Origin of the sequence: Rhodococcus sp. H-CA8f, assembly GCF_002501585.1 — a bacterium.
GTDB classification, from domain to species: Bacteria; Actinomycetota; Actinomycetes; order Mycobacteriales; family Mycobacteriaceae; genus Rhodococcus_F; species Rhodococcus_F erythropolis.
Window position 1 is genome coordinate 5504226 of record NZ_CP023720.1, and the last position, 26035, is coordinate 5530260.

The following is a 26035-nucleotide window of genomic DNA, read 5'->3' on the forward strand; positions in this document are numbered from 1 at the left end:
CGCAGTCCGCTGGCGGGCTCGTTCCATGCAGCACAGGATTTTTATTCGCCTGCAATAGGGTTCGATGCCGATTGACCGATCGTAAGAAAGTAGTTGTGAGCAGATGATTCGCACTCGCTTCACCGAGATGTTCGGCGTAGACCATCCGATCGTGCAGGGCGGCATGATGTGGGTAGGACGCGCAGAACTTGTTGCGGCCACGGCAAATTCCGGTGCCCTGGGGTTCCTGACCGGCCTTACCCAACCCACTCCGGAAGATCTCGTCAAGGAAATTGCTCGGACCCGCGATCTCACCGACAAGCCGTTCGGCGTCAATCTCACGATTCTGCCGTCGATCACGCCGCCGCCGTACGCCGAATATCGCCAGGCGATCATCGAATCCGGGATCAAGATCGTCGAGACGGCCGGTTCCAATCCGATCGATCATCTTCCGCATTTCAAGGACGCGGGCGTGAAGGTGATCCACAAGTGCACTGCAGTTCGTCACGCGGTCAAGGCCGAGAGACTGGGCGTCGACGCCGTCAGCATCGACGGCTTCGAATGCGCCGGACACCCAGGTGAAGACGACATACCAGGGCTGATTCTGATTCCGGCGGCCACGCAGCAACTCACGATTCCGGTGATCGCGTCAGGCGGAATCGCAGATTCCCGCGGACTCGTCGCGGCGCTTGCGCTCGGAGCAGACGGCGTCAACATGGGAACTCGATTCATGTGCACCGTGGAATCTCCTGTAGCACAATCGGTTAAAGAGCAGATAGTCGCCAACACCGAGCGTGACACCAAGCTGATTTTCCGGACTCTGCACAACACCGCACGCGTAGCAGCGAATGCGATCAGCGCCGAAGTCGTCGACATCGAGGCGCGCGGCGACGCGCAGTTCAGCGACATCCAGCATCTGGTCGCCGGGGCACGCGGGCGCAAGGTCTTCGAAGACGGCGATCTCGATGCAGGCATCTGGTCCGCCGGGCAAAGCCAAGGGTTGATCAACGACATCCCGACCGTCGCCGACATGATCGACCGCATGGTCGCGGAGGCCGAACACCTCATCACCTCACGGCTTTCCGGATTCGTCACCGCTGTGAGCGCGGCATGACCGCCACCGCCGAGACGGGCTTCCGCTCCGAAATCACCGACGGTGTACTGCGATTGACCTTCGACCGCCCGAAGCGGATGAACGCGATCGATCTACCCACGATGACTGCTTTCGCAGCCGCCGTGAGAGAGGGAGGCGCAGACCCGAGAGTTCGTACCATCGTGATCACCGGATCCGGTCGAGCGTTCTGCACCGGAGCCGATCTTGCGGCAGCGGCCCTCAACCCCGCAGACCCGAAAGTTGTCATGGATGCCGCGACTTCTCTGATTCGCGCCATCACCAGCGCCCCGGTCCCGGTGATCGCCGCGGTCAACGGCCCGGCAGCCGGCGTCGGAGTGTCCATCGCCCTGGCCGCGGACCTGACGTACGCAGCATCGAGCGCCTATTTCCTCCTCTCGTTCGTCAACATCGGCCTGATGCCCGACGGCGGCGCCAGTGCGCTGGTGCCGGCAGCGATCGGACGTGCCAGAGCGGCCGAGATGGCGTTGCTGGGCGAGCGGGTTTCCGCCGAGGACGCAGAGCGTTTCGGGCTCGTGTCCCGCACCGTCGCAGACGACGCGTTCGACGCACTCGTCGACTCGGTCGTCGATCGCACGTCGAAGGCTCCCCGACGCGCACTCGAACTCACCAAGCGCGCACTCAATGCGGCGACGCTGGACCGCCTCGATGCCGCGTTGGAGATCGAAAATACCGGTCAGGCAGAACTTCTCACCGGCGACGACTTCAAAGAAGGCGCGATGGCGATGCTGCAGAAGCGCGCACCGCACTTCAAGTAGTCGTTGCGAATTTTCGTTAACAAAACCACTGTGAGAATCGACGGCTCACTGTAGCCTGAGTCACACAATCACCCACGCATGAGAGGAACCCATCGATGGCCTCCACCGATGCAGTCTCCGAGGCGCAGCGTTCACGCCGCACCAACTGGAACAATCAGATCGCCAGGCATGCGCAGATGATTCCCGATCGCACCGCGCTGCGATTCTTGGGCGATTCCATCACCTGGAGCACCCTCGACGCACGCGTCGAGAAGCTGGCAGACGCTCTAGCCCGACGCGGCGTCAGCTTCGGCGACCGCGTGCTCATCCTGATGCTCAATCGCCCCGAATACCTCGAGATCGTGCTCGCGACCAACGCATTGGGCGCGATAGCTGTTCCGGTGAACTTCCGTCTCACGCCACCCGAGATCGCGTACCTGGTCAACGACTCCGGCTCCAAAGTCATTGTCGCCGAGGGACCATTGGCTCCACTGGCCGGAGCGGCGCGTGCCGCGTCAGAGGGTATCGACATCTCCATCACCGTAGGCGCCCCCGCCGAGGGTGACAGCCTGAACTACGAGGACCTGATCAGCGAGGCGGGCGAGCCGCACGCGTTCGTCGACATCCCGGACGACACTCCTGCACTCATCATGTACACCTCGGGAACCACCGGTCGCCCCAAGGGTTCGGTGCTCTCCCACTCCAACCTGTCTTCGCAAGCATTGACCTGTATCAGGGCCTTCCACCTGTTCAATGCCGATTCCATCGGCTTCTGCGCGTCGCCCATGTTCCACATCGCGGCCCTCGGTTCCATCGCGCCGAGCCTGCAACTCGGCACGACCACGGTGATCCATCCGGTCGGCGCATTCGACCCTGGTCAACTACTCGACATTCTCGAAGCCGAGAAGGTCACCAGCTTGTTCCTCGTGCCCGTGCAATGGCAGGCCGTGTGCGCAGTGCAGAAGGCGCAACCTCGAGCACTGTCGCTGAAGAACATCTCGTGGGGCGCCGCACCATCGTCCGATACCATCCTGCGGGCAATGGCCGAAACCTTCCCGGACGCATTCAATGTCGCAGTCTTCGGTCAGACCGAGATGTCGCCCATCACTTGCGTTCTCGACGGTGAGGATGCGATTCGCAAGCTCGGATCCGTCGGTCGGGTCATCCCGACCATTTCGGCCAGGGTCGTCGACGAGAACATGGACGACGTGGCGCCCGGTGAAATCGGTGAAATCGTCTACCGCGGGCCCACGATGATGAGCGAGTACTGGAACAACCCCACCGCCACCGCTGACGCCTTCCACGGTGGATGGTTCCACTCCGGCGATCTCGTTCGAGTCGACGACGAAGGCTTTGTCTACGTCGTCGATCGCAAGAAGGACATGATCATCTCCGGCGGAGAGAACATCTACTGCGCCGAGGTGGAAAACGTTCTCTACGAACACGAATTGATCGTCGAAGCGGCCGTCGTCGGTCGCCCCGACGCCAAGTGGGGTGAGGTGCCGGTAGCGATCGTCGCGATGGCGCCAGGTTCAACCGTGGACCTGACCATCGAGGAACTGAGCAGCTTCCTCAATGATCGTCTCGCGCGCTACAAGCACCCGAAGGACATCGTCGTCGTGGAAGCTCTGCCGCGCAATGCAAGCGGCAAGGTCGTCAAGGGCGAACTGCGAGAGAAGGTTCGAGCGGTCGACGCAGTTTCCTGACTCCACACGCAAACGGGCGGCACCTCCAGCGGGGTGCCGCCCGTTTGCGTGTGCCCGTCAAGCGCTCTGCGAATGCAACTTCCGATGCAGTTCTCGCACCAGCGGAACCAACTCCGGCACCGGACCTTCGACCGGGACGTTCGGCGCAACCTCGTTGACGGACAGAGACTTCACCGGCGCCGGGGCCGCACCCCACTCCGCGAGCCAGTCGCCGAGTTGAGCCGAAGAGCAGATGTAGACGATACGTCCGAGGCCCACCCATGCGTGCGCAGCCGAACACATCGCGCAGTGCTCTCCCGAGGTGAATACCGTTGCCGTCGAACGCTCTTCCGGCGTCAGATACTGAGCCGCCCACCGAGCCAGCTCGAACTCGGGGTGGCGGGTGTTGTCGCCGCCCGCGATCCTGTTTCGATCTTCCGCCAGAAATGTTCCGTCGGCCGCTGCCAGGACGGAACCGAAAGGTTCGTCGCCGGCATCCAATGCTTCCGTTGCCAATTCGACGCAACGACGCAGGTGACCCAGTTCGATGTCGTTCATGTGTACGCCCTCTCCCGTGATACACGAAACGGGCGGCACCGGTGAGGTGCCGCCCGTTCGTTAATTACTCTGCTGTACTACTCTGCTGCGCTTTCGCTTTCGCCGGCCTTGGTCAGCTCGATCGGCGGTGCGTCCGGCACGTCGATCGGCTTCTTGGTGGGCGTGAACGTGAACTTCGCGTCCTCGCCCGAGCCTTCGCCGTCCCAGTTCTCGACGTCGACGAGCACGATGTGGCCGGGTCCGATCTCTCCGAAGAGGATCTTCTCGGACATCTGGTCCTCGATCTCGCGCTGGATGGTGCGACGCAGCGGTCGTGCACCCAGTACCGGATCGAATCCGCGCTTGGCCAGAAGCGACTTGGCCTTGTCGGTGACCTCCATGGCCATGTCCTTGTTCTTGAGTGCCGCCTCGACGCGAGCGAGCATCAGGTCGACCATCTGAACGATCTGCTCGTTCGTGAGCTGATGGAAGACGACGATGTCGTCGATACGGTTCAAGAACTCGGGACGGAAGTGCTTCTTCAGCTCGTCGTGCACCTTGAGCTTCATGCGCTCGTAGTTCGACTCCGTGCCCGTTCCCGAGCTGAAGCCCAGGCCGACTGCCTTGGAGATGTCCGACGTACCGAGGTTGGACGTGAAGATCAGCACCGTGTTCTTGAAGTCGACGGTACGTCCCTGACCGTCGGTGAGACGGCCGTCCTCGAGCACCTGCAGGAGGGTGTTGTAGATCTCCTGGTGTGCCTTCTCGATCTCGTCGAACAGCACAACGCTGAACGGCTTGCGGCGCACCTTCTCGGTGAGCTGGCCACCCTCTTCGTATCCGACGTACCCGGGAGGGGCACCGAACAGACGCGAAGCGGTGAAGCGGTCGTGGAACTCGCCCATGTCGATCTGGATCAGAGCGTCGTCGTCGCCGAACAGGAAGTTGGCGAGCGACTTCGCGAGCTCCGTCTTACCGACACCGGACGGGCCGGCGAAGATGAACGAGCCCGAGGGACGCTTGGGATCCTTCAGACCTGCACGCGTACGACGGATCGCCTTCGAGACGGACTTGACTGCCTCTTCCTGGCCGATGATCCGCTTGTGCAGTTCCTCTTCCATGCGGAGCAGACGAGTGGTCTCCTCCTCGGTGAGCTTGAAGACGGGGATACCGGTCCAGTTGCCCAGAACCTCGGCGATCTGCTCGTCGTCGACCTCGGCGATGACGTCCAGGTCGCCCGCACGCCACTGCTTCTCACGCTCAGCACGCTGAGCAACGAGGGTCTTCTCCTTGTCACGCAGGTTCGCAGCCTTCTCGAAGTCCTGCGCGTCGATCGCGGACTCCTTCTCGCGACGCGCGTCGGCGATGCGATCGTCGAATTCGCGCAGGTCCGGCGGTGCAGTCATCCGACGGATGCGCATTCGCGCGCCCGCCTCGTCGATGAGGTCGATCGCCTTGTCCGGCAAGAAGCGGTCGTTGATGTAGCGGTCGGCCAGCGTCGCCGCTGCCACGAGAGCACCGTCCGTGATGGAGACACGGTGGTGAGCCTCGTAGCGGTCACGAAGACCCTTGAGGATCTCGATGGTGTGCTCGACGGTCGGCTCGCCCACCTGAACGGGCTGGAAACGACGCTCGAGAGCGGCATCCTTCTCGATGTACTTGCGGTACTCGTCGAGAGTGGTAGCACCGATGGTCTGCAGCTCACCGCGGGCAAGCTTGGGCTTGAGGATGGAGGCCGCGTCGATAGCGCCCTCGGCCGCGCCCGCACCAACGAGGGTGTGCAGCTCGTCGATGAACAGGATGATGTCTCCGCGGGTGTTGATCTCCTTGAGAACCTTCTTCAGGCGCTCTTCGAAGTCACCGCGGTAACGGCTGCCGGCCACGAGCGACCCGAGGTCGAGCGTGTACAGCTGCTTGTCCTTCAGGGTCTCGGGGACCTCACCGTTGACGATTGCCTGAGCCAGGCCCTCGACCACAGCGGTCTTACCGACACCGGGTTCACCGATGAGAACCGGGTTGTTCTTGGTACGACGCGAGAGAACCTGCATGACGCGCTCGATTTCCTTCGAGCGGCCGATGACCGGGTCCAGCTTGCCTTCGAGGGCAGCTTGCGTCAGGTTGCGACCGAACTGGTCGAGCACGAGCGAGGTGGACGGCGTGCCGGCCTCTCCGCGGGTGCCACCGGTTTCGGTGGGCTCCTTGCCCTGGTAGCCCGACAGCAGCTGGATGACCTGCTGGCGGACGCGGTTGAGATCGGCACCGAGCTTGACCAGAACCTGGGCTGCTACGCCCTCACCCTCACGGATGAGACCGAGCAGAATGTGCTCCGTACCGATGTAGTTGTGTCCGAGCTGCAGCGCTTCGCGCAGACTCAGCTCGAGGACTTTCTTGGCGCGCGGTGTGAAGGGGATGTGACCGGACGGAGCCTGCTGGCCCTGGCCGATGATCTCCTCGACCTGGCTGCGGACTCCCTCGAGGGAGATACCCAACGACTCCAACGACTTGGCTGCAACACCTTCGCCCTCGTGAATGAGGCCGAGAAGGATGTGCTCCGTGCCGATGTAGTTGTGGTTGAGCATCCTGGCTTCTTCTTGAGCCAGGACAACAACGCGCCGCGCGCGATCGGTGAACCTCTCGAACATCGCTCTCCCTCACACTCTCCGGCGGGCAGGTTCGAGACCGGATGTCTCGTCCCTGGTCGCCGCGTTTCGCTCCGGCACTACAGACTGATCGCCTCGCCGGTCAGCGGACTGACGTCCACGAATCGACAAAGGTTGCACGACCCCACTTATTACTCTAGAGGGCGCGAAGTCCACCTGCTGCTCCTCCACCCGATTGGCGGCGGAAGCCGGACTGCTTACCGTTCACAACGTCGCAGCTGAGGGAATCGTTTCCCGGTTCCTGTACGCCTGAAGCGAACAGCGATTTTCGACGCCTGATCAGCCGAATATCGGGAGTACCCGAGTGCACGGCACCTCACGCGGATTCGACGGATCCAGCGCGTTGAGCGTCAGAGTCGCCGTTCGCTGCGACGCCACCAACGCGATGTGATCCGACAGGTCCTGCTCGCAACCGTCCTGAACAACTATGTTCGACGCGTTCGACGCGGCCAGTATTCCGCTGCTGTACGGAACGACTACCTGATCGAACCGAGTCACGATGTTGGTGTACTCGACGTCATCGGAGTAGACGCCCGCGTCGCGCAGCTCGGTCACGAAGGTGGCGTTGTCGAAATCCGGTCCCCCGACGCCTTCCGGCGGCCCGACCTCCGAGTCGTCCCACAACGGAGCGATGGAGACGACCTTGGAAACCTTCGCGTCGCCGCCGAGGAACTTGGCGTAGTACGCACTGACCGTCGTCCCCTGAGAGTGTCCGATCAGGTCGACCTTCGAGGCACTCGTCGCAGAAAGAACGTCATCGACGAAGTCCGACAGCTGCCCTGCGCTGTCTCCGAGTGGTGCGAGACCGCCGGCTGCGGAAATCGGCCACGGCTGGTCCGTTCGATTCCCGAAGGTGAGCGCGAAAACGCAGTATCCCTCGTTGGCCAGTACGGGTGCGAGTACGCCCCAATTGGTCTGACGGTTGGCCGCCGTCCCGTGCACCAGGACGACTGGATCAGGATGAGCAGCGGAAGGCGTGCACGAGAAGTCGTTGGTGCCAGGGGCCGATCCGCCCGGGTTGGTCGCTTCGAGGGCGATTCCACTGAAGAAACCGGACGGAACGGGAAGAGGTTCGTTCGCCGACGCAAGAGGTGTGGCGGTCGCGGCCACGGCCCCCGCCAGAGCGAGCGCACCCACGCATGTTCGAATCCCCACCGAAGGCCTCCACATATTGATCAACCCACGACGGGCAATACCGAGTTGCACGGTACCGGCCGCTGATGCGCGGGATCGAGTGCATTGAGAGCAAAAGTCGCCGCGCGCAGCGATGCCGCGATGGCGAGATGATCGGAGATGTCTTGCTCACAACCGTCCTGGACGACGATGTTGGTTGCGTTCGGCCCGGGCTCCAGCCCATTTGTATACGGCAGCACCAGTTCGTCGTAGCGCGTCGTGATGTTCGTGTAGTGAACGCCCGGCGCGTAAACGCCTCCCGCACGGAGATTTTCGATGAACTCCGAACCGGCTCCCATGTTCAGGCACGCCTTGCAGATCGGGAATCCTGCCTGTGCCGCCTCGGATACCCCGAGTTCGCGAAGGCTGCGGCCGATACTTGCCTGCTCGTTTCCGAGGGTTCCCTTCCACAGCGATGCCACCGAGACGATGTTGTCCACTTTGTCGGCACCGCCGAGGAACTTCGCGTAGTACCCGTTGATGATCGTGCCTTGCGAATGCCCGACGAGATCCACCGACGTTGCGCCCGTAGCGCCCAGAACTTGATCGACGAAATCCGACAATTGTGCTGCGCTGGAGGGAATTTCCTGCATTCCACCGATGGCCGACAACGGCCACGGCTGCTCGGGGAAGTTGCCGTACGTCAGCGCGAAGACGCAGTAGCCCTCGTTGGCGAGCAACGGCGCATAGGTGGCCCAGTTGGTCTGCCTGTTTCCACCCGTTCCGTGAACGAGCACAACCGGATTGGGATGTTCGGCAGTCGGTTTACACAAAAAGTCATTGGATCCAGGAGCTGAACCGCCAGGATTTCCCAACTCCTGAGGAACACCGGCAAGGAAGGCATTGGGCACGGGCAACGGGGCCTGAGCCGAAGCCACGGAGGTGAACCCGACAAGCATCAGAGCGGCAAGAACCACGCCCCCGAACAACCTGATTCTGTGCACGACCGACTCCTCTACGAGAGATGCGAACCGTGCAGACGCTAACAAACTAGAACGCGTTATCAATCCGTTTCGGCAAAATGCGCCCGAATCCATTCGCGATCCATTTCAGACGGCCTTTTCGTAGGCTCGGCGCACCTCGGTGGAAATACGACCGCGGGCCGAAATCTCGAAGCCCGCACCCTTGGCCCATTCGCGGATGGCGGCACTCTGATCGCGGTCCGCAACGGGACGGGATTTGGTCACCGCTCCGTTGACCGATTTGGCGGAATTCGACTTTCTCGCATGCGGAATCCACTTTTTCAGTGCATCGCGCAGTTCCGCGGCGTGGGCGGCGGTCAGATCGATTTCGTAAGCAACTCCGTCGACGGAAAACTCCACAGTTTCGTCCGCGGGCGATTTTTTGTCCAGATCGTCAACCATCGTGACAACAACCTTTTTCACCACGACCATTCCTCCCCAGATCCTTCGATAAGCAGCGACAATAGCACCTGGACAAACGTCCTGTCTTGGCTCGTCCGGATGATTGGGACTGATCTCCGCCGGGTATGCCAGTCGACTTGTCTTGCGACAAAGACAGTGCCGATACATTCCTTGCGGCGCGTCGGGGGATGCATCCAGACGGGGGAATCATGACAGACGACGACTCGAGAAAAGACCTCTACCGAGCGCAATCTTCGCCTCCAAGAACGGCACTCTCGCCAGCATCGCGTACAGCGGACCCACGAATTTCACCATCTCCGGACGCCCTGCGATCCGGTACACCGCAACCGTCACAAATATCCCGGCGGACAACGAATGCGATCCGCCCTCAGCACAATTCGATGTCGTCACCACACCCGGATACTCCACAGCCGAGGTCATGGTCTTCCTTGTCCAGTCGGATCAGGGACTACCTGACGCACTCAACCAGGGCACGATCGACCAAATCATCGCAACAATTCGAAAGTCCGAAACTCAGGCGACCACGCATGGATGAATCCTTTGCCGCAGGCGAATGTCGTTGGGAACAAATCGAATCCCAACTACGAGCGCTCCCCGCTGAGCTGATCGAGCTGAAGAATTCACCCAGATTCATCTGGTTTTCGGCACCGCCGATAGCCGACGACGACGCCGACTGTGAACCGTATCGAATACCTTGGGAGTGCCCCAACTGAAAAAGGTTCGGCCGCAACATGTGCGGCCGAACCTTGATCGAAGTAAAGCTAGCGAGCGGACGGGCGAACGATCGGGAAGAGGATCGTCTCGCGAATACCGAGACCCGTCAAAGCCATCAGCAGTCGATCGATTCCCATGCCGGTGCCGGTGGTCGGCGGCATGCCCTGTTCCATCGCGGCGAGGAACTCCTCGTCCAGCACCATCGCTTCGTCGTCGCCTGCCGACGCGAGGCGCGCCTGGTCGACAAAGCGCTCACGCTGGATGACCGGGTCGACAAGTTCGGAGTAGCCGGTCGCCAACTCGAATCCGCGGATGTACAGGTCCCACTTCTCGGTGACACCCTTCTTGCTTCGGTGATCACGGGTCAGGGGCGACGTCTCGACCGGGAAGTCACGGACGAACGTCGGCACGTACAGCTGATCGCCGCACTGGTGCTCCCACAACTCCTCGACGAGCTTGCCGTGGCCGTAGCCCTTGTCCTTGGGAACCTCGAGGCCTACCTTCTCCGCCAGAGCGAGAAGCTCGTCGACCGTTGTATCCGGCGTGACCTCGGTGCCGATGGCAGCCGACAGCGACGGGTACATCTCGAGAACCTGCCACTCGCCACTGACGTCGTACTCGGAACCGTCGGCGAGGGTGAGGACCTGCGTGCCGAATGCTTCCTGCGCAACTTCCTGGACGAGCTCACGAATCATCTTCGCGGAATCGTCGTACGTGCCGTAGGCCTCGTACGTCTCGAGCATCGCGAACTCGGGCGAGTGAGTGGAGTCGACGCCCTCGTTGCGGAAGTTGCGGTTGATCTCGAAGACCTTCTCGATACCGCCGACGACGCAACGCTTGAGGAACAGTTCCGGCGCGATACGCAGGTACAGGTCGATGTCGAGGGCGTTGGAGTGCGTGACGAACGGGCGAGCTGCCGCGCCGCCGTGCAGCGTCTGCAGCATCGGCGTCTCGACCTCGAGGAAGCCGCGGCTCTCGAGCGCATTACGCAGCGCACGGACAACAGCGACGCGCTTGCGGGCGTTGTCCCGAGCCTCGGGCCGAACGATCAGGTCCGCGTAGCGCTGACGCACCCGGGACTCTTCACTCATTTCCTTGTGAGCGACCGGCAGGGGACGCAGCGCCTTGGACGCGATCTGCCACGCGTCGGCCATCACGCTGAGCTCGCCGCGACGGGAGCTGATGACCTCACCGTGGATGAAGACGAAGTCGCCGAGGTCGACGTCGGACTTCCAGGCAGCCAGTGCCTCTTCGCCGACGCCGGCGAGGCTGATCATGGCCTGCAGCTGGGTACCGTCGCCTTCCTGCAGAGTCGCGAAGCACAGCTTGCCGGTGTTGCGCATGAAGATGACGCGGCCGACGACGCCGACCAGCACGCCAGTCGCCGTGTCCGGCTCGAGTTCCGGGTACTCCGCGCGGATCTGCGCGAGCGTGTGGGTGCGATCGACCGAAACCGGGTACGCCTCCTGCCCCTGCGCGAGGATCCGTTCACGCTTCTCTCGCCGGATACGGAGCTGCTCGGGGGTGTCGTCGACTGGCTGGGCTTCTACATCACTCACGGGGTACAAGACTACTGGGCCGTGTCCACCGCGTTTGTTGCTGGTAGCACCGCGGCGACCGCGAGCACGATTCCCGACAGGAGGTACAGCGCAACCCTGACGTGATTCCACACCGTCCAACCCACCTCGTACGACGCCCATGCGGCTGCATCGGCAGCGCTGACCGAGGCAAAAGCGTCGTTGCGGGGGACGTGGTAGATCGCTGTCACCGCGAAGGCCGCGAGCACCCCGACGCAACCGACAACGGCAAGGACCCAGCCGTCCGGTCTGGAGATCGCTGCCCAGATTCCGGTGGCGATCGCGGTGAGCGCCGATCCGACGAGTGGCAGCATCAAGGCGCTCCGCGGTGCTTCGACGTTGATCGCCTGCATCGACGTGATCGCGGCGTGTGCATCGACCGACCGCAGAGCGGGCATTACGAAGGACGAGAACGCGAACAACGCACCACCGGCAACGAGCGCGCCGAGCGCAGTCACGCCGACGAGCAACTCCAAGAAGATCTCGGATTTCTTCACGACCAGACCCCCGTTCGAGCAGCCTCGGCGGCAAAAGTGGTGAAATCTCGAGCGGGTCGTTCCAGGACCTCTTCGACGACGCCGGTCACACTTTGATTTCGTCCGTCGAGAACCTCGGCAAACAAGTAAGTGAGCAACTCCACGACATCACTCGGGACGCCAACTTCTGCCATGCCGTCGGAAAACTGTTGCAGTCCAATTCTTTCGAATGACACCGCACGCCCCGACGCCGCCGAAATCGCCTCAACCGCCTCCGCGAAGGTGAGCAACTCCGGACCCGTCACCTCGAGAACTCGGCCGAGGAGGTCGGTTCGAGTCAATGCGGCGACCGCCACGTCAGCGAGATCGTCGACGTCGATGAACGGCTCCCCCACTTCACCGACCGGAAGTGCCAGGTGGCCTTCCCGAATCGGATCGAGTAGATACCCCTCACTGAAGTTCTGGGCAAACCAACTGGCCCGCACCACAGCCCATTCCAGACCGGTGTCGGCCAGAACCTGCTCGGCTTTCTGCGCCGCCGGTTCACCGCGCCCGGACAGGAGCACCATGCGACGAACCCCTTCGCGGTACGCAAGCTCAGCGAGTTCCTCGATGTGGGTGCTCGATTCCGGCACTGCGAGGTCCGGCGCATACGTCACATATGCCACGTCGACGCCGGACACTGCAGGCTGCCACGTCGTCTGATCGTTCCAGTCGAAACGCGTCCCGGATGTTCTCGACGCGATTCTGGTACGGATTCCCACCGCCGTCAGCCTCTGCGCAACGCGCGCACCGGTCTTACCGGTACCACCGATCACTACTGCCGATTGAATGTCGCTTGTTGTCGTCATGTACTCATTCGACCGCGGAGCGTCAATACGATCCATAGTCGAAGGTCGCAAAAACATACGTCAGCGTCTACCGTCGAAACATGGATGCATTGTCGATGATGCTGGCCGGGTCGCGGGCGGAGGGCGCTTTTCTGCTGCGCTCGCTGCTCGATCCACCGTGGTCATTACGTATCGAGGACCACGCACGGATCACCGTGCTGGTTCTGGTTCGCGGCACCGCAGTTGTCGTCTCCGACACCGGACAGACCGAAGATCTCGAGGCCGGCGACATTGCGCTCCTGCGCGGCCCCGATCCCTATACGGTCGCCGATCACCCGGACACCCCGGTCCACGTACTCATCGACGAGGCACAAAACTGCGCCGCAGTCGACGGATCGCCACTCGAGGACATGTCGGTTCTCGGCGTTCGCACGTGGGGCAACTCGACCAGCGGCCAGACCGTCATGCTCACGGGCACATACCGTTTGGACTCCTATGTCAGCCGTCAGATCCTCGACAGCCTGACACCCGTCGCGGTAATGCGACGCAGCATCGAAACCGCGCCGATGACAAACCTTCTGGAACAACAGATCGCCGCCGACGGGCCAGGACAAGAAGTGTTGTTGGACAGGCTCCTGGACCTGGTCCTGATCTCGGCGGTCCGTACATGGTTCGCCGAGAACCCGAATCGATCACCGCGATGGATCAAGGCCTACGAGGATCCCGTCATCGGGCATGCCTTGCGGCTCATACACAATCGGCCGGAACACCCCTGGACGGTCGCGAGCCTGGCCCAGGAGTCCGGCAGCTCACGAGCGGCCTTCGCGCGCCGGTTCACCGGTCTCATGGGGATCGGACCCGTCGGCTATCTGACCGAGTGGCGCTTGTCGGTGGCGGCGGATCTACTCGCAGACCCGGCACGAACGGTGTCCTCGATCGCGCGAGAAGTGGGCTACTCGAGCCCCTTTGCGCTCACGACGGCCTTCACCCGCCATCACGGAATGAGCCCGAAGATTTACCGCCAGACCCGCTGTGCGCCTTTATTAACCGCCCGCGGTTAATAAAGGCGCACAGCAGATACCTCAATGAGCCGAAACCGCCGCCAATTCGCGGGAGCAATGACGCACTCCGCTGAGCGCACCGAGCAGTCCGGCGGCCTTGATCGCCTGGTACCCGCCCACGAGATCGGTTGCCTTGTGCAGACCCAACTGCTGCAACGACGCTGCGGCCAGGCTCGAGGTGTAGCCCTCGGAGCAGACGATTACCCACTCGACGTCGTGGTCGGTGGCCAACGCGAGGTGTGCGCTGCTGGTGGGGTCGAGACGCCACTCGAGAACGTTTCGCTCGATCGCGAGTGCACCGGGGAGAGTTCCCTCGATGGCGCGCTGCGCCTGCGGGCGAATGTCGACGAAGATCGCGCCGCGATGGAAGGCTTCGGTGAGCTGGAAGACGTACATACGATCGATCTGTGCGCGAGCGTCGTCGAGCATTTGGTCGATGGTCATTTGGTGCCCCCCTCGGGCAGGTCGGTCAGCTCGGTACGGGTGCGACGAAGAGTCCGGTGATCCGTCACTTCGTAGAAGGACATTGCCGTCAGTGGCGGCGAGTAGGCGTGAACACTCAGAGTCGGTGCATCAGAGCTGATTTCGATCGGAGCACCAGGAGCATCCGTCGAACGCACGACATCGTGAACCCAGCCGAGCGGGAACGAAGCCTGATCGCCGGCGTCGAGCTGGCGTTCCACCAGGGCGTCACCGGCCCAACGGAATTCGGTGAGAGAACCACTGAGGACGGTCAATGCGCCGAACGAACCTGCGTGGTCGTGCAATTCGGTGTTGCGTTCGGGTACCCAGCTGATGAGCCACACATCGACGTCGTCGTCCGCATGCAGGCGAGTGGACCAACGATCGAGCGTCGGGAAGGCGTCGGGAATGAGGTGGTCGAAACGGCCGTCGAGCACGCCGTTCGCTCCCTCGTCGGTCAGTCGCAGCAAATCGGCCGGGCGAAGGCGGGTAGGCAACGACGCACCACTCGGACGGCGTCCGGACGCCCCACGACTAGCGCTACGACCTGCGGAAACAGCACGATCAGCAGCGAGAGTAGGGGTCAAAACAGAGAGATCTGCAGAATATGTGGATAGCACGAGCTAGCTCCAAGGAATGTGAATTGGTCAAGGCAGCGGTCAGCCTCGACAACACTCCTGAGCACCCATGCAGCGATTCACGAGCACCATTGTGGCATAACTTTTGCAATCGCGAAACTGCTGGAACGAAACCATCGATCAGGCGACCGGTCGTCGACCGGATCCACGACGCGCCTGATTGCGCTCGAAGACCAACCTCAGCCCCTCGAGAGTGAGGTCCCGTTCGAGGTGATCGATAGTGTCGGATTCGGGAATGATCAGCGGTGCGCTGTCCCCGGTTGCGATCACGGAGACGTCGTCACCACCGAACTCCGGCAGTTCGTCGCGTACGCGGTTGACCAATCCGTCAACGAGGCCGGCAAAGCCGAATACCGCACCGGACTGCATGCATTCGACGGTGTTCTTGCCGACCACCGAACGCGGGCGCACCAATTCGACCTTGCGCAGCGCAGCGGACTGCGACGCCAAGGCATCGGTCGAGATCTCGAGTCCGGGCGCGATGCAGCCGCCCAGAAACTCACCCTTGGCGGAAACGACGTCGACACAGGTCGACGTACCGAAGTCCACGACAATGCACGGACCCTCGTAAAGATGGTGAGCGGCAAGACTGTTGACGATCCGGTCGGCCCCCACCTCTTTGGGGTTGTCCACCAGCAGTGGCACACCGGTGCGAATACCCGGTTCGACCACCACGTGGGGAACGTGACCCCAGTACCGCTCCAGCATCACGCGGATTTCACGCAAGACGGACGGCACTGTCGACAGCGCCGCAACGCCGGTGATCTCATCGACATGAGTACCCAACAGCCCACGGAAGGTCAACGCCAACTCGTCGGCAGTCATCCGAGGGTCGGTTCGCATTCGCCAGTCCTGCAACAGCTTCGAATACTCACCAGTCCCGGAGAACAATCCCAGAACGATATTGGTGTTCCGCACGTCGACCGTGAGCAGCATGGATTACACCAGGCTGGATTCGCGCGAGGCCTCGAGTGTCGACAGCATGCGCGGGGTGATCAGACCCGAACCCTCCGGCGCGTGAGCCGGGTCTGAGCCGAGTTCGATCTGCTTGTTGTCGGCATCGACGAAGACGACACGCGGGGAGTACTCCTTGACTTCCTGCTCGTTCATCACGCCGTAGGCGATGAGGATGACCAGATCGCCCGGCTTGACCAGATGCGCTGCCGCACCGTTGATTCCGATGACACCGGTTCCGCGCTCGCCGGCGATGACGTACGTCTCGAGACGCGCACCGTTGTCGATGTCGACGATGCACACCTGTTCGCCTTCGAGGAGGTCTGCGGCGTCCATCAGATCCTGGTCGACGGTGACGGAGCCGACGTAATGCAGGTCGGCGTGAGTCACGGTGGCGCGGTGGATCTTCGACTTCATCATTGTGCGAAACATATCCAGGTCCTTACTCGTGAAAAGTGCTCAGTGAGACAGCAGGTCGTCGATGGCGTCGGCGGATGGGTCGGTGTCACGCTCGAGGAAACCGGTTCCCACCGCGACACCGACGTTGTCGATCAAACGGGTGGTTCCGAGCTTGGCGGCCACCAACAGTCGGCCGTCACCTCGCTCGGGCGCGGGGCCCAGATCGACGCCCCGAACCTCGAGGTAGTCGACCTCGATTTCCGGAACAGCTGCCAGAACAGCGCGTGCGGTTTCCAGAATTGCTTCCGCTCCCCCGGACGCCGCGTGTGCACCGGCGATCAGAGCAGCGGAAAGCGCGACCGCTGCAGCGCGCTGCCCCTCGTCGAGGTAGCGATTGCGAGAGGACAACGCGAGGCCGTCGAACTCGCGGACCGTCGGAACTCCGATGATCTGTACATCGAAGTTGAGATCCCACACCATCTGACGGATGAGCGTCAGCTGCTGGTAATCCTTCTCACCGAAGTACGCGTGATTGGGTGCCGCGATCTGCAGCAGCTTCGCCACAACCGTCAGCATTCCGGCGAAGTGAGTGGGGCGCGCTCCGCCTTCGAGTTCGCTACCCAACGGGCCCGGCACGATGGTGGTGCGCTGGCCCCGCGGGTACATCGTCTTGGCGCTCGGCGCGAACACCAATTCGACGCCCTCGGCGCGAAGCAGGTCGAGATCCGCATCGAGAGTGCGCGGGTACGCGTCCAGGTCTTCGCCCGCACCGAACTGGAGCGGGTTCACGAAGATGGAAACGATCACGACGGCGCCGGTGACCTTGGCCTGACGAACCAATTCGATGTGGCCGGCATGCAGCGCACCCATCGTCGGAACGAGCGCCACCTGACGCCCGACACCTCGCAGTGCCCGCGAGACGCGCCGAAGCTTGTCCGGATCGTGGTGCACCGTCAGTTCGCCGCGCTTGTATCCGCCCTGCAGATCACTCACGACGGTCACCTCCCGTTTCAGTCAAGATGTCGAACAATTCGGTGGGGGCGCCCACCCGCTGGGCCGATCGCAAGGACATCGCCCGATAGCCGGCAGCGAGCTCCGGATCCAGTTCTGTCAGTACGCGCAAATGTGTGTCGACGGCAGCAGCGTCGCCGCGTGCCACCGGACCGGTCAACGCCGAGGGACCGCGTCGTAGCGCGTTGTCCAAGGCTGCCGACAGCAGCGGCTGCAGGACACGCTCGGCCACTCCACCCGGATCTCCGTCGACCAACTGTTGACCGAGCAGCTCGTCACCTTGCAACGACGCTCGCAGCGCCTCGACGGCGTCGACCACGAGCGTGACCAGGTGATTACTGCCGTGAGCCAGTGCCGCGTGGTAGAGCGCGCGGTTCTCCTCGCGCACTCGGACGGGCTCGCCGCCGATCTCGAGGACCAGTGACTGCGCGATCGCGTAACCGATGTCGTCGGCAGCAGTGATTCCGAAGCATGCCGACGACAGCCGTGCGGTGTCCTCGTCGTGACCGGTGAACGTCATCGCCGGATGGATAGCCAAGGGCAGCGCGCCGAGTTCGGTGAGCGGAGTCAGGATCGCGATGCCGTTGGCACCGGACGTATGGGCGACGAGCGTGCCCGGCTTGACCGCTTGGGTGGCCGCGAGACCTCGAACAAGATCCGCAAGCTGGTCGTCAGGAACGGCAAGAATCAGCAGTTCGGAGCGAGCTGCGACGTCGGCAGCCGGAAGAATTTCGGTATCCGGAAGCCGCTTCACAGCGCGGGCAACCGAGGCACTGGAGACGGCGGAGCAAGCGCTGACAACATGACCGGCTCGCTCCAATGCGGCACCGACAGCTGTTCCGACCCGTCCTGCTGAGACAATTCCTACCGTCAATCGCGCAGGTGCAGGCCCATTAGTGATCCCGAAGGAAGTCACCGGATTCCTCTCGTTCGTTCCAGTCCCGCTCGGCGGGTACCAGACGTTCTGCGTCCGAGGATATCCTTCGCCCGAACCGTCACGCCATGGCCGGGCGAGTGATCTGCGACTCAGTCCTCTCGGCGACGACGTCGACCGGAGCCTTCGGACGGGTTGTTCGAACTCAGGTTCGCCATTATTTCGGCGACGGTCAATCCGTTGGAATGAGCACCGCTCGCGGCATCTTCCGGAGCAGCGCGACGACGACGGCGCGGCTCTGCGTCAGGCTCCGCAGTGGGTTCAGCTTCCGCGACAATCTCGGGAACAACCTCGGGCGCCTCTTCGACGACAGCGTCTTCGATGACGGCGTCTTCGATGTTCGGGGCCTGGGCGGGCGCCTTGACTTCAGGCTCGACGGGCGCGACCGGCTCCGGATCATCCTTCACTGGAACGTCTTTCACCGTTCGTGTCGGCGAGGAACTCACCGTGGAACTCGCTGGGGAACTCGCTGGGGAACTCTTCGGTGCCTGGTTCCCGCTCTGACTCTGTGGCTTCTGCGTCTCTTGTGGCTTCTGCGTCGGTATGACGCGCGGCGCCACGAAGCTGCTGTCGCGCCACGACGTCTCAGCGAACACGACGGTAGTCTCAGCAGTCACCGGATCGTCGTTGGGCGATGCCAAGCCGCCGACGTTCGGTGCCGGTTGGCTGGGTCCGTTCTGGCCGGCGCCGGGAACGTACAGCCCCGACGGTGCCGGCTGATACGCGCCGTACGAACTACCGCCAAGTTCCGGTACTCGCGTGGAATCGGTCTTGAGCGCGGTCTGTTCGGGCAGCAGTCCACCTTCGAACAGTGCTTCGAGGTTTCGGCGCAGCGCCACCAATTCGGCGCGTAGCCCGGCCAGTTCCTCAGCGTCCGCGGTCACCTCACGTCGCACGCGACCTTCGACGCTCAGTTCGTACTCACGTCGAGCCGAAATTTCACGTTCGAGCTGCAGTTCGTACACGGTCTGCAGATCGGCAACCTTGGCTTTGTCCAGTGCCGACTCACGCCGATACTTGGTCATGGCGATAGCGCCGAGGGTGGCTGCCCACAGAGCGACGACCAGTCCCACCCGAAGAAGCTGAACGCTGTTGCTGAAGATCAGAAACAGCGAAGCAATGACAGCAAGTGCCAGAAGAGCAGCAATGATCATCTGGCTCGCGCTGCGCTTGCTTCGGCGCGCAGACTTCGATCGACCAGAATTTGTCATGGTTGCCAGGGTACTTGCCGAGACCGGGGTCGCCACGTACCTCGGTGGGTGATTTGCCGACCAGGCTGTCAGTGCGCGGGCTCGTCAGGTGTATCTTCCGGCGTCTTGCAACAATGTTCGAGCCACAGAGCTGCCGCTACCAGCGCAATTGCGGCGCCCAACCCCACCCACGCGCCCGGCGTGTCGGAGGCTGCGGCCTGCAGAACCGAGCGCTGTGGGATGAGATACACCAGCACTCCGACCCAGACACCGACGGTAGCTGAACCGACCAAAGCGGATGCTTTGGCCAATGCCAGCGCTCGGGCGGCGGTGATGGGATGAAGCTGTCTGAGCCCGTCTCCGACCTGACGGTTCTTGACGCGTGAACGAATGACAAAAGCGAAGACGGCCTCGGCAACGGCCACGAAGTACAGCGACGCTCCCGCATAAACGGGGATGGGCGGCATCGAACCGTAGAACACGCGAATCAGAATCCAGGTCGCCACAGCAGCAACCGCAGCCAGAACCGCGAGTTCACTGATCCGGGTCGGCTTCAAACCCTTGCCTTCTTCGGTCACCGCGCAAGCACCACATCGGTAGTGCGCACACCTTGACGCTCAGTGCGATCGAGGCCGTCGAGAATTTGTGCCACCGACAACTTCTGGCCGTCGACGATCAGCGTCGCGTCAGGCTCGACGTCCAGCCAGGGAACGAGAACGAATGCCCGTAGATGCGCTCGCGGATGGGGAAGGGTGAGCACGGGATCGGAACTGACGACGCCTTCGCAGTCGACCACGTCCACGTCCAGGCTCCGGGGTCCCCAACGCTCTTCGCGCACCCGGTCTGCAGCTTCCTCGAGAGCTTGCGACCGGCGAAGCCACTCAGCGGCGTCGGCCTCGGGATCGTCGACCACCACCACCGCGTTGAAGAAATCCTGCTGCTCGACGCCACCCCACGGCGCCGTCGAGTAGACCGGTGAGACAGCAACGACGGCGCTGCCCAACCCGTCGACAACGGACTGCAGGTGAGCCACGCTGTCGCCGATGTTGGAACCGATCGACAGAACAGCGCGCGTCATGCCGATCTGGTCCGATGTGCGACGACGGCGACGTCCGCAAAAACCAGCGGAATCGGTGCCGACGGTTTGTGGACCACGACCTCGACGCTCTCGACTCGCGAATCTTTCATGACGTCGTCGGCAATCTCAGCGGCGACAGTCTCGATGAGATCGCGCGACGGGCCGGCGACGATGGCTGCGGCGGCTTCCGCCAACTCGCCGTAGTGCAGGGTCTGGGTCAGATCGTCCGACGCCGCGGCGGGAGCCAAGTCCATCCACACGGTGATGTCGATGAAGAAGTCCTGACCGTCACGCTTCTCGTGGTCGAACACTCCGTGATTGCCGCGAACCTTCAGCCCGCGCAATTCGATTCGGTCCCCCATGTCAGGCCCTTTCTCGTCCACGGTTCCAGGCGTCGACCACGGCAATGGCGTCGAGCGAGGCTTGTGCGTCGTGCACCCGAACTCCCCAGGCACCCTCACGTGCTGCAAGGGCCGAGACCACGGCCGTCGCAGTCTCGCGGCCACCAGGTGGACGGGGATTGCCGTCGGGATCGCTGAGCAGAGACCCCAGGAACCGCTTTCGGGAAGCGCCGACCAGTACCGGGAATCCGGTCGCGTTGAACTCGGGTAGTGCACGCAACAGTGCCCAGTTGTGGTCGGCGTTCTTCGCGAACCCGAGGCCGGGGTCGAGGATGATCGACGACGAATCGACCCCTGCTTTCAACGCCAGATCGACCTGCGACAGCAGTTCGTCACGGACGTCGCGGACCACGTCGTCGTAGTGATCGGCGCTGCCACGATGGACGTAGTCACCGGCCGAGCGCCAATGCATGAGGATCCAGGGCACTCCGGCGTCGGCCACAACGGATGCCATGTCGGGGTCTGCGCGACCGCCCGACACGTCGTTGACGATGCCTGCGCCCGCTTCGATCGCGGCGGCGGCGACGGAAGCACGCATCGTGTCGACGCTGACGCGAATTCCGGCTGCCACGAGTTCTTCGATCACCGGGGCAATACGGTCCGCCTCGAGTTTCGGATCGACGCGGGTGGCTCCGGGGCGCGTCGACTCGCCGCCGACGTCGACGATGTCGACGCCTATGCGTTGCAGTTCGAGCCCGCGAGCGATCGCCGCGTCACGATCGAGAAATTGACCACCGTCGGAAAACGAATCGGCGGTGACGTTCAGAATCCCCATCACGACCATCCGGGCCGGATCGCTACCTGCAACGGGAGCCGCGGACATCTCGCTCACTTACGAAGGATGAGGTCCAGCGCTTCGGACCGTGAGGCCGCGCTGGATTGCAGGAGCCCACGAACCGCAGACGTGGTCGTGCTGGCTCCAGGCTTGCGGATACCGCGCATCGCCATGCAGAGGTGCTCGGCTTCGATGACGACGATGGCTCCACGCGGATCGAGCTTGCGCATCAAAGCATCCGCGATCTGACTGGTCAGGCGTTCTTGAACCTGCGGACGCTTGGCGTAGAGATCGACGACGCGCGCGAGCTTCGACAAGCCGGTGACCTTCCCCGACTTTCCCGGGATGTAGCCAACGTGAGCAACACCATGGAAAGACACCAGGTGGTGCTCGCACGTCGAGAACATCGGAATGTCTCGCACGAGCACCAATTCCTGGTGACCCTCGTCGAAAGTTGTGTTCAACGCGTCGTCGGGCTCGGAGTACAGACCCGCGAAGATCTCCTTGTACGAGCGCGCCACCCGGGCCGGCGTATCGAGCAGACCTGGGCGCTCCGGATCTTCACCGACCGCGATCAACAATTCCCGTACGGCAGCCTCTGCCCGCGCCTGATCGAACGGGCGGCCCGTTCCGAGCGACACCAGTTCACTGGCCACATCATTCACCGACAACCGAACTCTCCTCGAGAATTGTTCACAGGTCCCCCGCCGCAGAGCCTAGTGGCGCAAGGTCAGCGGGATCCGTCCGGTCCGTCCCAGCGAGCGGTGCTCGGGCCGTCGTCCTCAGCCGAATGATGCGGCGGCGGAGTCTGCGGCTGTTCCGGTGCGGGGCTCTGCCACTGGTTTTCGCCGGTCGGGTTTCCCCGGTTCGGATCGGCGAAGGGTCCACCGTCCGGGTACTGCACCGGGTAATCGGGCTGCGCGGGGTAACGACGGCCGGGGTGCGGCTGCTCGGGGTACGCCTGCTGTCCCGGATGCGGCTGACCGTACTGCCCCTGATCGGGCTGGGGCTGACCGTGTTGGGGCTGACCGTACTGGCCCTGCGACTGGTTCGGCGGGGTCGGATTCTGTCCACCGGTGTACCCACCCGACTGCTGTCCGGGGTACGTCGGCGACGGGTTCTCACGCGGAGGCCAACCCGGTGCCGACCATCCGGCGGGCGCTCCGTAGTCGGGTGTTCCCGGTTGCGGAGTCTGCTGCGGAGCACTCGGCTGCGGGTACGAGGGCTGTGCGTAGCCGTTGGAAGGTCCCTGGTTGCCGTTGTTGGGGAGACCACCGTTGTTGGGGACACCGCCGTTGGGGGCACCGCTGTTGGGTGCGCCTGCCTTGACGAGAACAGGTGCAGCAGCGGGCTCCGGCCACGTTTCGCCGCGCTCGATCGCGAGTTCGCGAGGAGTCTTCACCGGCGGACGATCCGAAGGCGTGCGCCCACCGAAATCGTTGAAAGCCGTGATACGCGGACGCTTTTCGACGCCGGCAAGGATCTTCTCGAGGTCCTTGCGAGTCAACGTCTCACGCTCGAGCAGTTCGGTAGCGATGAGGTCGAGCGCATCGCGGTACTCGTTGAGGATTGCCCACGCTTCGGTGTGCGCCGCCTCGATCAGGTTGCGCACCTCCTCGTCGATTTCGCGGGCGATCTCGTGCGAGTAGTCGGACTGAACGCCCATCGAACGGCCGAGGAACGGATCCCCGCCCTCCTGTCCGTAGCGAACCGCGCCGAGTTTGGCACTCATGCCGTATTCGGTGACCATCGCGCGTGCGATCTTGGTCGCCATGTCGATATCGGACGACGCTCCGGTGGTGGGCTCGTGGAACACCAGCTCCTCGGCGGCGCGTCCACCCATTGCCATGACGAGACGAGCGATCATCTCGGAACGCGTCATCAAACCCTTGTCGTCCTCGGGCACGGTCATCGCGTGACCGCCGGTGCGACCGCGAGCGAGGATCGTGACTTTGTAGACCGGCTCGATGTCAGGCATTGCCCAAGCAGCCAGCGTGTGACCGCCCTCGTGGTACGCCGTGATCTTCTTCTCGTGCTCGCTGATGATGCGACTCTTACGCCGCGGTCCACCGACAACACGGTCCACCGATTCCTCGAGCGAGGCTTCGGTGATGACGGTCCCGTTTTCGCGTGCGGTGAGCAGCGCAGCCTCGTTGATGACGTTGGCAAGATCGGCGCCCGACATTCCGACGGTCCGCTTGGCAAGGCCTTCGAGATCGGCGTTGGGATCGATCGGCTTGCCCTGCGAGTGCACTCGCAGGATCGCACGGCGACCGGCGAGGTCGGGCGCGCCGACCGGAATCTGGCGATCGAAGCGTCCCGGACGAAGCAGTGCTGGGTCGAGGATGTCGGGGCGGTTGGTTGCGGCGATCAAGATGATGCCGGTGCGATCACCGAAGCCGTCCATCTCGACGAGCAGCTGGTTGAGCGTCTGCTCGCGCTCGTCGTGTCCGCCGCCCAGTCCTGCGCCGCGCTGACGACCGACTGCGTCGATCTCGTCGACGAAGATGATGCAGGGGCTGTTCTGCTTGGCCTGCTCGAACATGTCGCGAACGCGCGAAGCACCGACACCGACGAACATCTCGACGAAGTCCGAACCGGAGATGGTGAAGAACGGGACGCCGGCTTCGCCTGCGACAGCGCGAGCGAGCAGCGTCTTACCGGTTCCGGGAGGGCCGTACAGCAGCACACCGCGCGGAATCTTGGCGCCGAGCGCCTGGTAGCGAGCCGGGTTCTGCAGGAAGTCCTTGATCTCGTACAGCTCTTCGACAGCCTCGTCCGCACCGGCGACGTCGGCGAACGTGGTTTTCGGCATGTCCTTGGTGAGCTGCTTGGCCTTCGACTTACCGAATCCCATGACTCCGCCGCGACCACCGCCGCCCTGCATCCGGTTCATGACGAAGAAGAAGATGCCGAACAGAATGATCATCGGCAGCACGAACAGAAGGATCGACGTCAGCCAACTCTCCTGAGTGACCGTCGTGTTGAACTTGTCCGCTCCGGCGCCTTCGACCTTGTCGAAGATCTGCTCCGACGCACTCGCGGGGTACTTCGCCAGGATCTGCGTCTTACCGTCGGTGGCGTCGTTGCCGTTCTTGAGCCACAGACGAACCTGCTGCTCACGGTCGTCGATCTGCGCCGACTCAACGTTCTTGGCGTCGAGTTGGGATATCGCGACCGAGGTGTCGACGGTCTTGAAGTCGCGGGTGTCGTTGCTGAAGTAGCTGAAGGCATAGATCACCAACAGCACGACGGCTACGAGTAGCACGTTACGGAACACAGTCTTACGGTTCATACAGGTCGGCCGATGTGGCCGGTCCTTTCGAGAGTGCGGGTCTGCCAGGTCGCCTTCCGGCTGCCAACCGGACACCTGCAGGTTACCGCGATCGGCCCCATCGATGCCCGCCAGCGGCCGTGCCGCTTGGTTGGAACGGTCGTCACTGTGTTCAACGTGCGCATTGCCGATCAGGTTCCCGGGCTACGTCGCAGCACAGTTTCCTGTGAGCGAACATGCTCATAGTGGTTATCGTGCGCTTTTCCGACGCTCGTCCGTCGTTATTCGTCAGGCCGTTTCGGAGAGGATTCCCGCAACAGCGTCAGCGGCGCCCGATTGGTCACCGTCGATGATCCGGTGCGCGAGCTGATCGAGTCGCGCAGACAGTCGCGCCGAGGACTCGGGCACGTCTGCCTGCTTGGCGATGGTGTCGTCGAGATCAGCCAATAAGCCGCCGCCGGCCAGGTGCCTGACGCAGCGCCATGTCTCGGCGAAGTTTCTCGCGGTCCCGTCGTCGGTCAACATCGCGACCCGAAGCGCAGCGTTGGGATTCGACGCCGCCGCCCGAGCCAGGCCGGCCATGATCGCTTCCCTGGCAGCAGTCAGTTCGTCGACGGTTCGGTCTTGCAACCGCACTCCCGAATCCGCAGACCTACCCGCGTCGGGCGTCGGAGCTTCGCGAATCACCGCACCGTTACCGTGCTGGATTTCGACTCTGCCCCGAATCTCGAGGGCCACGAGCGCTTGAGCCAGCGACGCTCGACTCACGCCGAGTTCGGCAGCCAGGCTGCGTTCGGGAGGAAGCCGATCGCCGGGCGAAAGGCCTTGAGCCTCGATGAAATTCGAAATGTGCTCGGCCAACTGCTCATACAGACGCGGACGCTTCAATCGTCCGGGCAGGCCCGAGCGCGAGCCGGGCGATGACGTCGAATTCATGCCTCGGAGTGTACTTGACAAATGGAGCAGTGGCAGA

27 protein-coding genes are annotated in these 26035 nt (G+C 62.9%); 4 read left to right on the forward strand and 23 right to left on the reverse strand.

Going from position 1 to position 26035, the window contains the following annotated elements; all coding sequences use genetic code 11:
- Positions 1 to 103: 103 nt before the first annotated feature.
- The 3 genes from CPI83_RS25595 to fadD5 all read left to right on the forward strand — a co-directional run bounded on the left by CPI83_RS25595 (position 104) and on the right by fadD5 (position 3554).
- On the forward strand, positions 104 to 1093 hold the full coding sequence (locus tag CPI83_RS25595; protein WP_020968363.1) for a nitronate monooxygenase family protein: 990 nt from the start codon (positions 104 to 106) through the stop codon (positions 1091 to 1093).
- Positions 1090 to 1869 carry an enoyl-CoA hydratase gene (locus CPI83_RS25600; RefSeq protein ID WP_097387915.1) on the forward strand — a complete coding sequence of 260 codons (780 nt, stop codon included), beginning with the start codon at positions 1090 to 1092 and terminating at the stop codon, positions 1867 to 1869. The genes CPI83_RS25595 and CPI83_RS25600 overlap by 4 nt, the downstream gene beginning before the upstream one ends.
- A 95-nt stretch (positions 1870 to 1964) precedes the next feature.
- Entirely contained in the window at positions 1965 to 3554 is a 1590-nt protein-coding gene (gene fadD5 / locus CPI83_RS25605; RefSeq protein ID WP_097387916.1) for a fatty-acid--CoA ligase FadD5, read from the forward strand.
- Positions 3555 to 3611: 57 nt separating this feature from the next.
- Here the strand turns inward: fadD5 and CPI83_RS25610 are convergent, their stop codons facing one another.
- The 9 genes from CPI83_RS25610 to CPI83_RS25655 all read right to left on the reverse strand — a co-directional run bounded on the left by CPI83_RS25610 (position 3612) and on the right by CPI83_RS25655 (position 12906).
- Positions 3612 to 4091 (reverse strand): nucleoside deaminase, encoded by a 480-nt coding sequence (locus CPI83_RS25610; RefSeq protein ID WP_019746801.1) that lies wholly within the window; start codon positions 4089 to 4091, stop codon positions 3612 to 3614.
- Between the two features lie 77 nt (positions 4092 to 4168).
- Positions 4169 to 6712, reverse strand: a complete 2544-nt coding sequence (locus CPI83_RS25615; protein WP_003945604.1) for an ATP-dependent Clp protease ATP-binding subunit — start codon at positions 6710 to 6712, stop codon at positions 4169 to 4171.
- A gap of 297 nt (positions 6713 to 7009) precedes the next feature.
- Positions 7010 to 7867, reverse strand: coding sequence for an alpha/beta fold hydrolase (locus tag CPI83_RS25620; protein ID WP_097387917.1), 858 nt, complete (start codon positions 7865 to 7867; stop codon positions 7010 to 7012).
- A 38-nt stretch (positions 7868 to 7905) separates the two neighbouring features.
- Entirely contained in the window at positions 7906 to 8802 is an 897-nt protein-coding gene (locus CPI83_RS25625; RefSeq protein ID WP_198586382.1) for an alpha/beta fold hydrolase, read from the reverse strand.
- Between the two features lie 150 nt (positions 8803 to 8952).
- Positions 8953 to 9291: an Lsr2 family protein gene (locus CPI83_RS25630; protein WP_003945673.1), complete on the reverse strand. Its 339-nt coding sequence runs from the start codon at positions 9289 to 9291 to the stop codon at positions 8953 to 8955.
- A 183-nt stretch (positions 9292 to 9474) separates the two neighbouring features.
- A complete protein-coding gene (locus CPI83_RS25635) occupies positions 9475 to 9708 on the reverse strand; it encodes a hypothetical protein (RefSeq protein ID WP_070386735.1) in 234 nt (77 codons plus the stop codon).
- Between the two features lie 341 nt (positions 9709 to 10049).
- Positions 10050 to 11561, reverse strand: coding sequence for a lysine--tRNA ligase (gene lysS / locus CPI83_RS25645; protein WP_029254413.1), 1512 nt, complete (start codon positions 11559 to 11561; stop codon positions 10050 to 10052).
- 11 nt (positions 11562 to 11572) lie between these two features.
- The gene (locus CPI83_RS25650) at positions 11573 to 12076 is read right to left on the reverse strand and encodes an anthrone oxygenase family protein (RefSeq protein WP_069146917.1); all 504 of its coding nucleotides are present in this window, start codon (positions 12074 to 12076) and stop codon (positions 11573 to 11575) included.
- Positions 12073 to 12906, reverse strand: coding sequence for an NAD(P)H-binding protein (locus tag CPI83_RS25655; protein WP_069147010.1), 834 nt, complete (start codon positions 12904 to 12906; stop codon positions 12073 to 12075). Before CPI83_RS25655 ends, CPI83_RS25650 begins: the two co-directional genes overlap by 4 nt.
- An 80-nt stretch (positions 12907 to 12986) precedes the next feature.
- On the opposite strand from CPI83_RS25655, the gene CPI83_RS25660 reads away from it, so the two are divergent.
- Complete coding sequence (locus CPI83_RS25660) at positions 12987 to 13946, forward strand: AraC family transcriptional regulator (protein ID WP_097387919.1); 960 nt, start codon at positions 12987 to 12989, stop codon at positions 13944 to 13946.
- 21 nt (positions 13947 to 13967) lie between these two features.
- Here CPI83_RS25660 and CPI83_RS25665 read toward each other — a convergent pair whose 3' ends face one another.
- The 14 genes from CPI83_RS25665 to CPI83_RS25730 form a co-directional block, all read right to left on the reverse strand.
- Positions 13968 to 14390 carry a rhodanese-like domain-containing protein gene (locus tag CPI83_RS25665; RefSeq protein ID WP_003945445.1) on the reverse strand — a complete coding sequence of 141 codons (423 nt, stop codon included), beginning with the start codon at positions 14388 to 14390 and terminating at the stop codon, positions 13968 to 13970.
- Positions 14387 to 14905 (reverse strand): cysteine dioxygenase family protein, encoded by a 519-nt coding sequence (locus tag CPI83_RS25670; RefSeq protein WP_020906077.1) that lies wholly within the window; start codon positions 14903 to 14905, stop codon positions 14387 to 14389. The genes CPI83_RS25665 and CPI83_RS25670 overlap by 4 nt, the downstream gene beginning before the upstream one ends.
- 261 nt (positions 14906 to 15166) lie before the next feature.
- On the reverse strand, positions 15167 to 15982 hold the full coding sequence (locus CPI83_RS25675) for a type III pantothenate kinase (RefSeq protein ID WP_019746791.1): 816 nt from the start codon (positions 15980 to 15982) through the stop codon (positions 15167 to 15169).
- 3 nt (positions 15983 to 15985) lie between these two features.
- Positions 15986 to 16432, reverse strand: coding sequence for an aspartate 1-decarboxylase (panD, locus tag CPI83_RS25680; RefSeq protein ID WP_003945761.1), 447 nt, complete (start codon positions 16430 to 16432; stop codon positions 15986 to 15988).
- 27 nt (positions 16433 to 16459) lie between these two features.
- Complete coding sequence (gene panC / locus CPI83_RS25685; RefSeq protein WP_170320391.1) at positions 16460 to 17392, reverse strand: pantoate--beta-alanine ligase; 933 nt, start codon at positions 17390 to 17392, stop codon at positions 16460 to 16462.
- On the reverse strand, positions 17385 to 18326 hold the full coding sequence (locus CPI83_RS25690; RefSeq protein WP_019746789.1) for a DUF2520 domain-containing protein: 942 nt from the start codon (positions 18324 to 18326) through the stop codon (positions 17385 to 17387). The genes panC and CPI83_RS25690 overlap by 8 nt, the downstream gene beginning before the upstream one ends.
- A gap of 110 nt (positions 18327 to 18436) precedes the next feature.
- Positions 18437 to 19555 carry a DUF6779 domain-containing protein gene (locus CPI83_RS25695; protein ID WP_198586320.1) on the reverse strand — a complete coding sequence of 373 codons (1119 nt, stop codon included), beginning with the start codon at positions 19553 to 19555 and terminating at the stop codon, positions 18437 to 18439.
- Between the two features lie 68 nt (positions 19556 to 19623).
- Positions 19624 to 20091: a DUF3180 domain-containing protein gene (locus CPI83_RS25700; protein ID WP_153213529.1), complete on the reverse strand. Its 468-nt coding sequence runs from the start codon at positions 20089 to 20091 to the stop codon at positions 19624 to 19626.
- A 17-nt stretch (positions 20092 to 20108) separates the two neighbouring features.
- Complete coding sequence (gene folK / locus CPI83_RS25705) at positions 20109 to 20612, reverse strand: 2-amino-4-hydroxy-6-hydroxymethyldihydropteridine diphosphokinase (RefSeq protein WP_020968350.1); 504 nt, start codon at positions 20610 to 20612, stop codon at positions 20109 to 20111.
- Complete coding sequence (folB, locus tag CPI83_RS25710; protein WP_003945780.1) at positions 20609 to 20974, reverse strand: dihydroneopterin aldolase; 366 nt, start codon at positions 20972 to 20974, stop codon at positions 20609 to 20611. Before folB ends, folK begins: the two co-directional genes overlap by 4 nt.
- 1 nt (position 20975) lies before the next feature.
- Entirely contained in the window at positions 20976 to 21836 is an 861-nt protein-coding gene (gene folP / locus CPI83_RS25715; protein ID WP_020968349.1) for a dihydropteroate synthase, read from the reverse strand.
- Between the two features lie 5 nt (positions 21837 to 21841).
- Positions 21842 to 22459, reverse strand: a complete 618-nt coding sequence (folE, locus tag CPI83_RS25720; protein ID WP_019746783.1) for a GTP cyclohydrolase I FolE — start codon at positions 22457 to 22459, stop codon at positions 21842 to 21844.
- Between the two features lie 59 nt (positions 22460 to 22518).
- Positions 22519 to 25083 (reverse strand): ATP-dependent zinc metalloprotease FtsH, encoded by a 2565-nt coding sequence (gene ftsH, locus CPI83_RS25725; protein ID WP_020968348.1) that lies wholly within the window; start codon positions 25081 to 25083, stop codon positions 22519 to 22521.
- Positions 25084 to 25350: 267 nt separating this feature from the next.
- Positions 25351 to 25998 carry a GntR family transcriptional regulator gene (locus CPI83_RS25730; protein WP_007727006.1) on the reverse strand — a complete coding sequence of 216 codons (648 nt, stop codon included), beginning with the start codon at positions 25996 to 25998 and terminating at the stop codon, positions 25351 to 25353.
- Between the last annotated feature and the right edge of the window lie 37 nt (positions 25999 to 26035).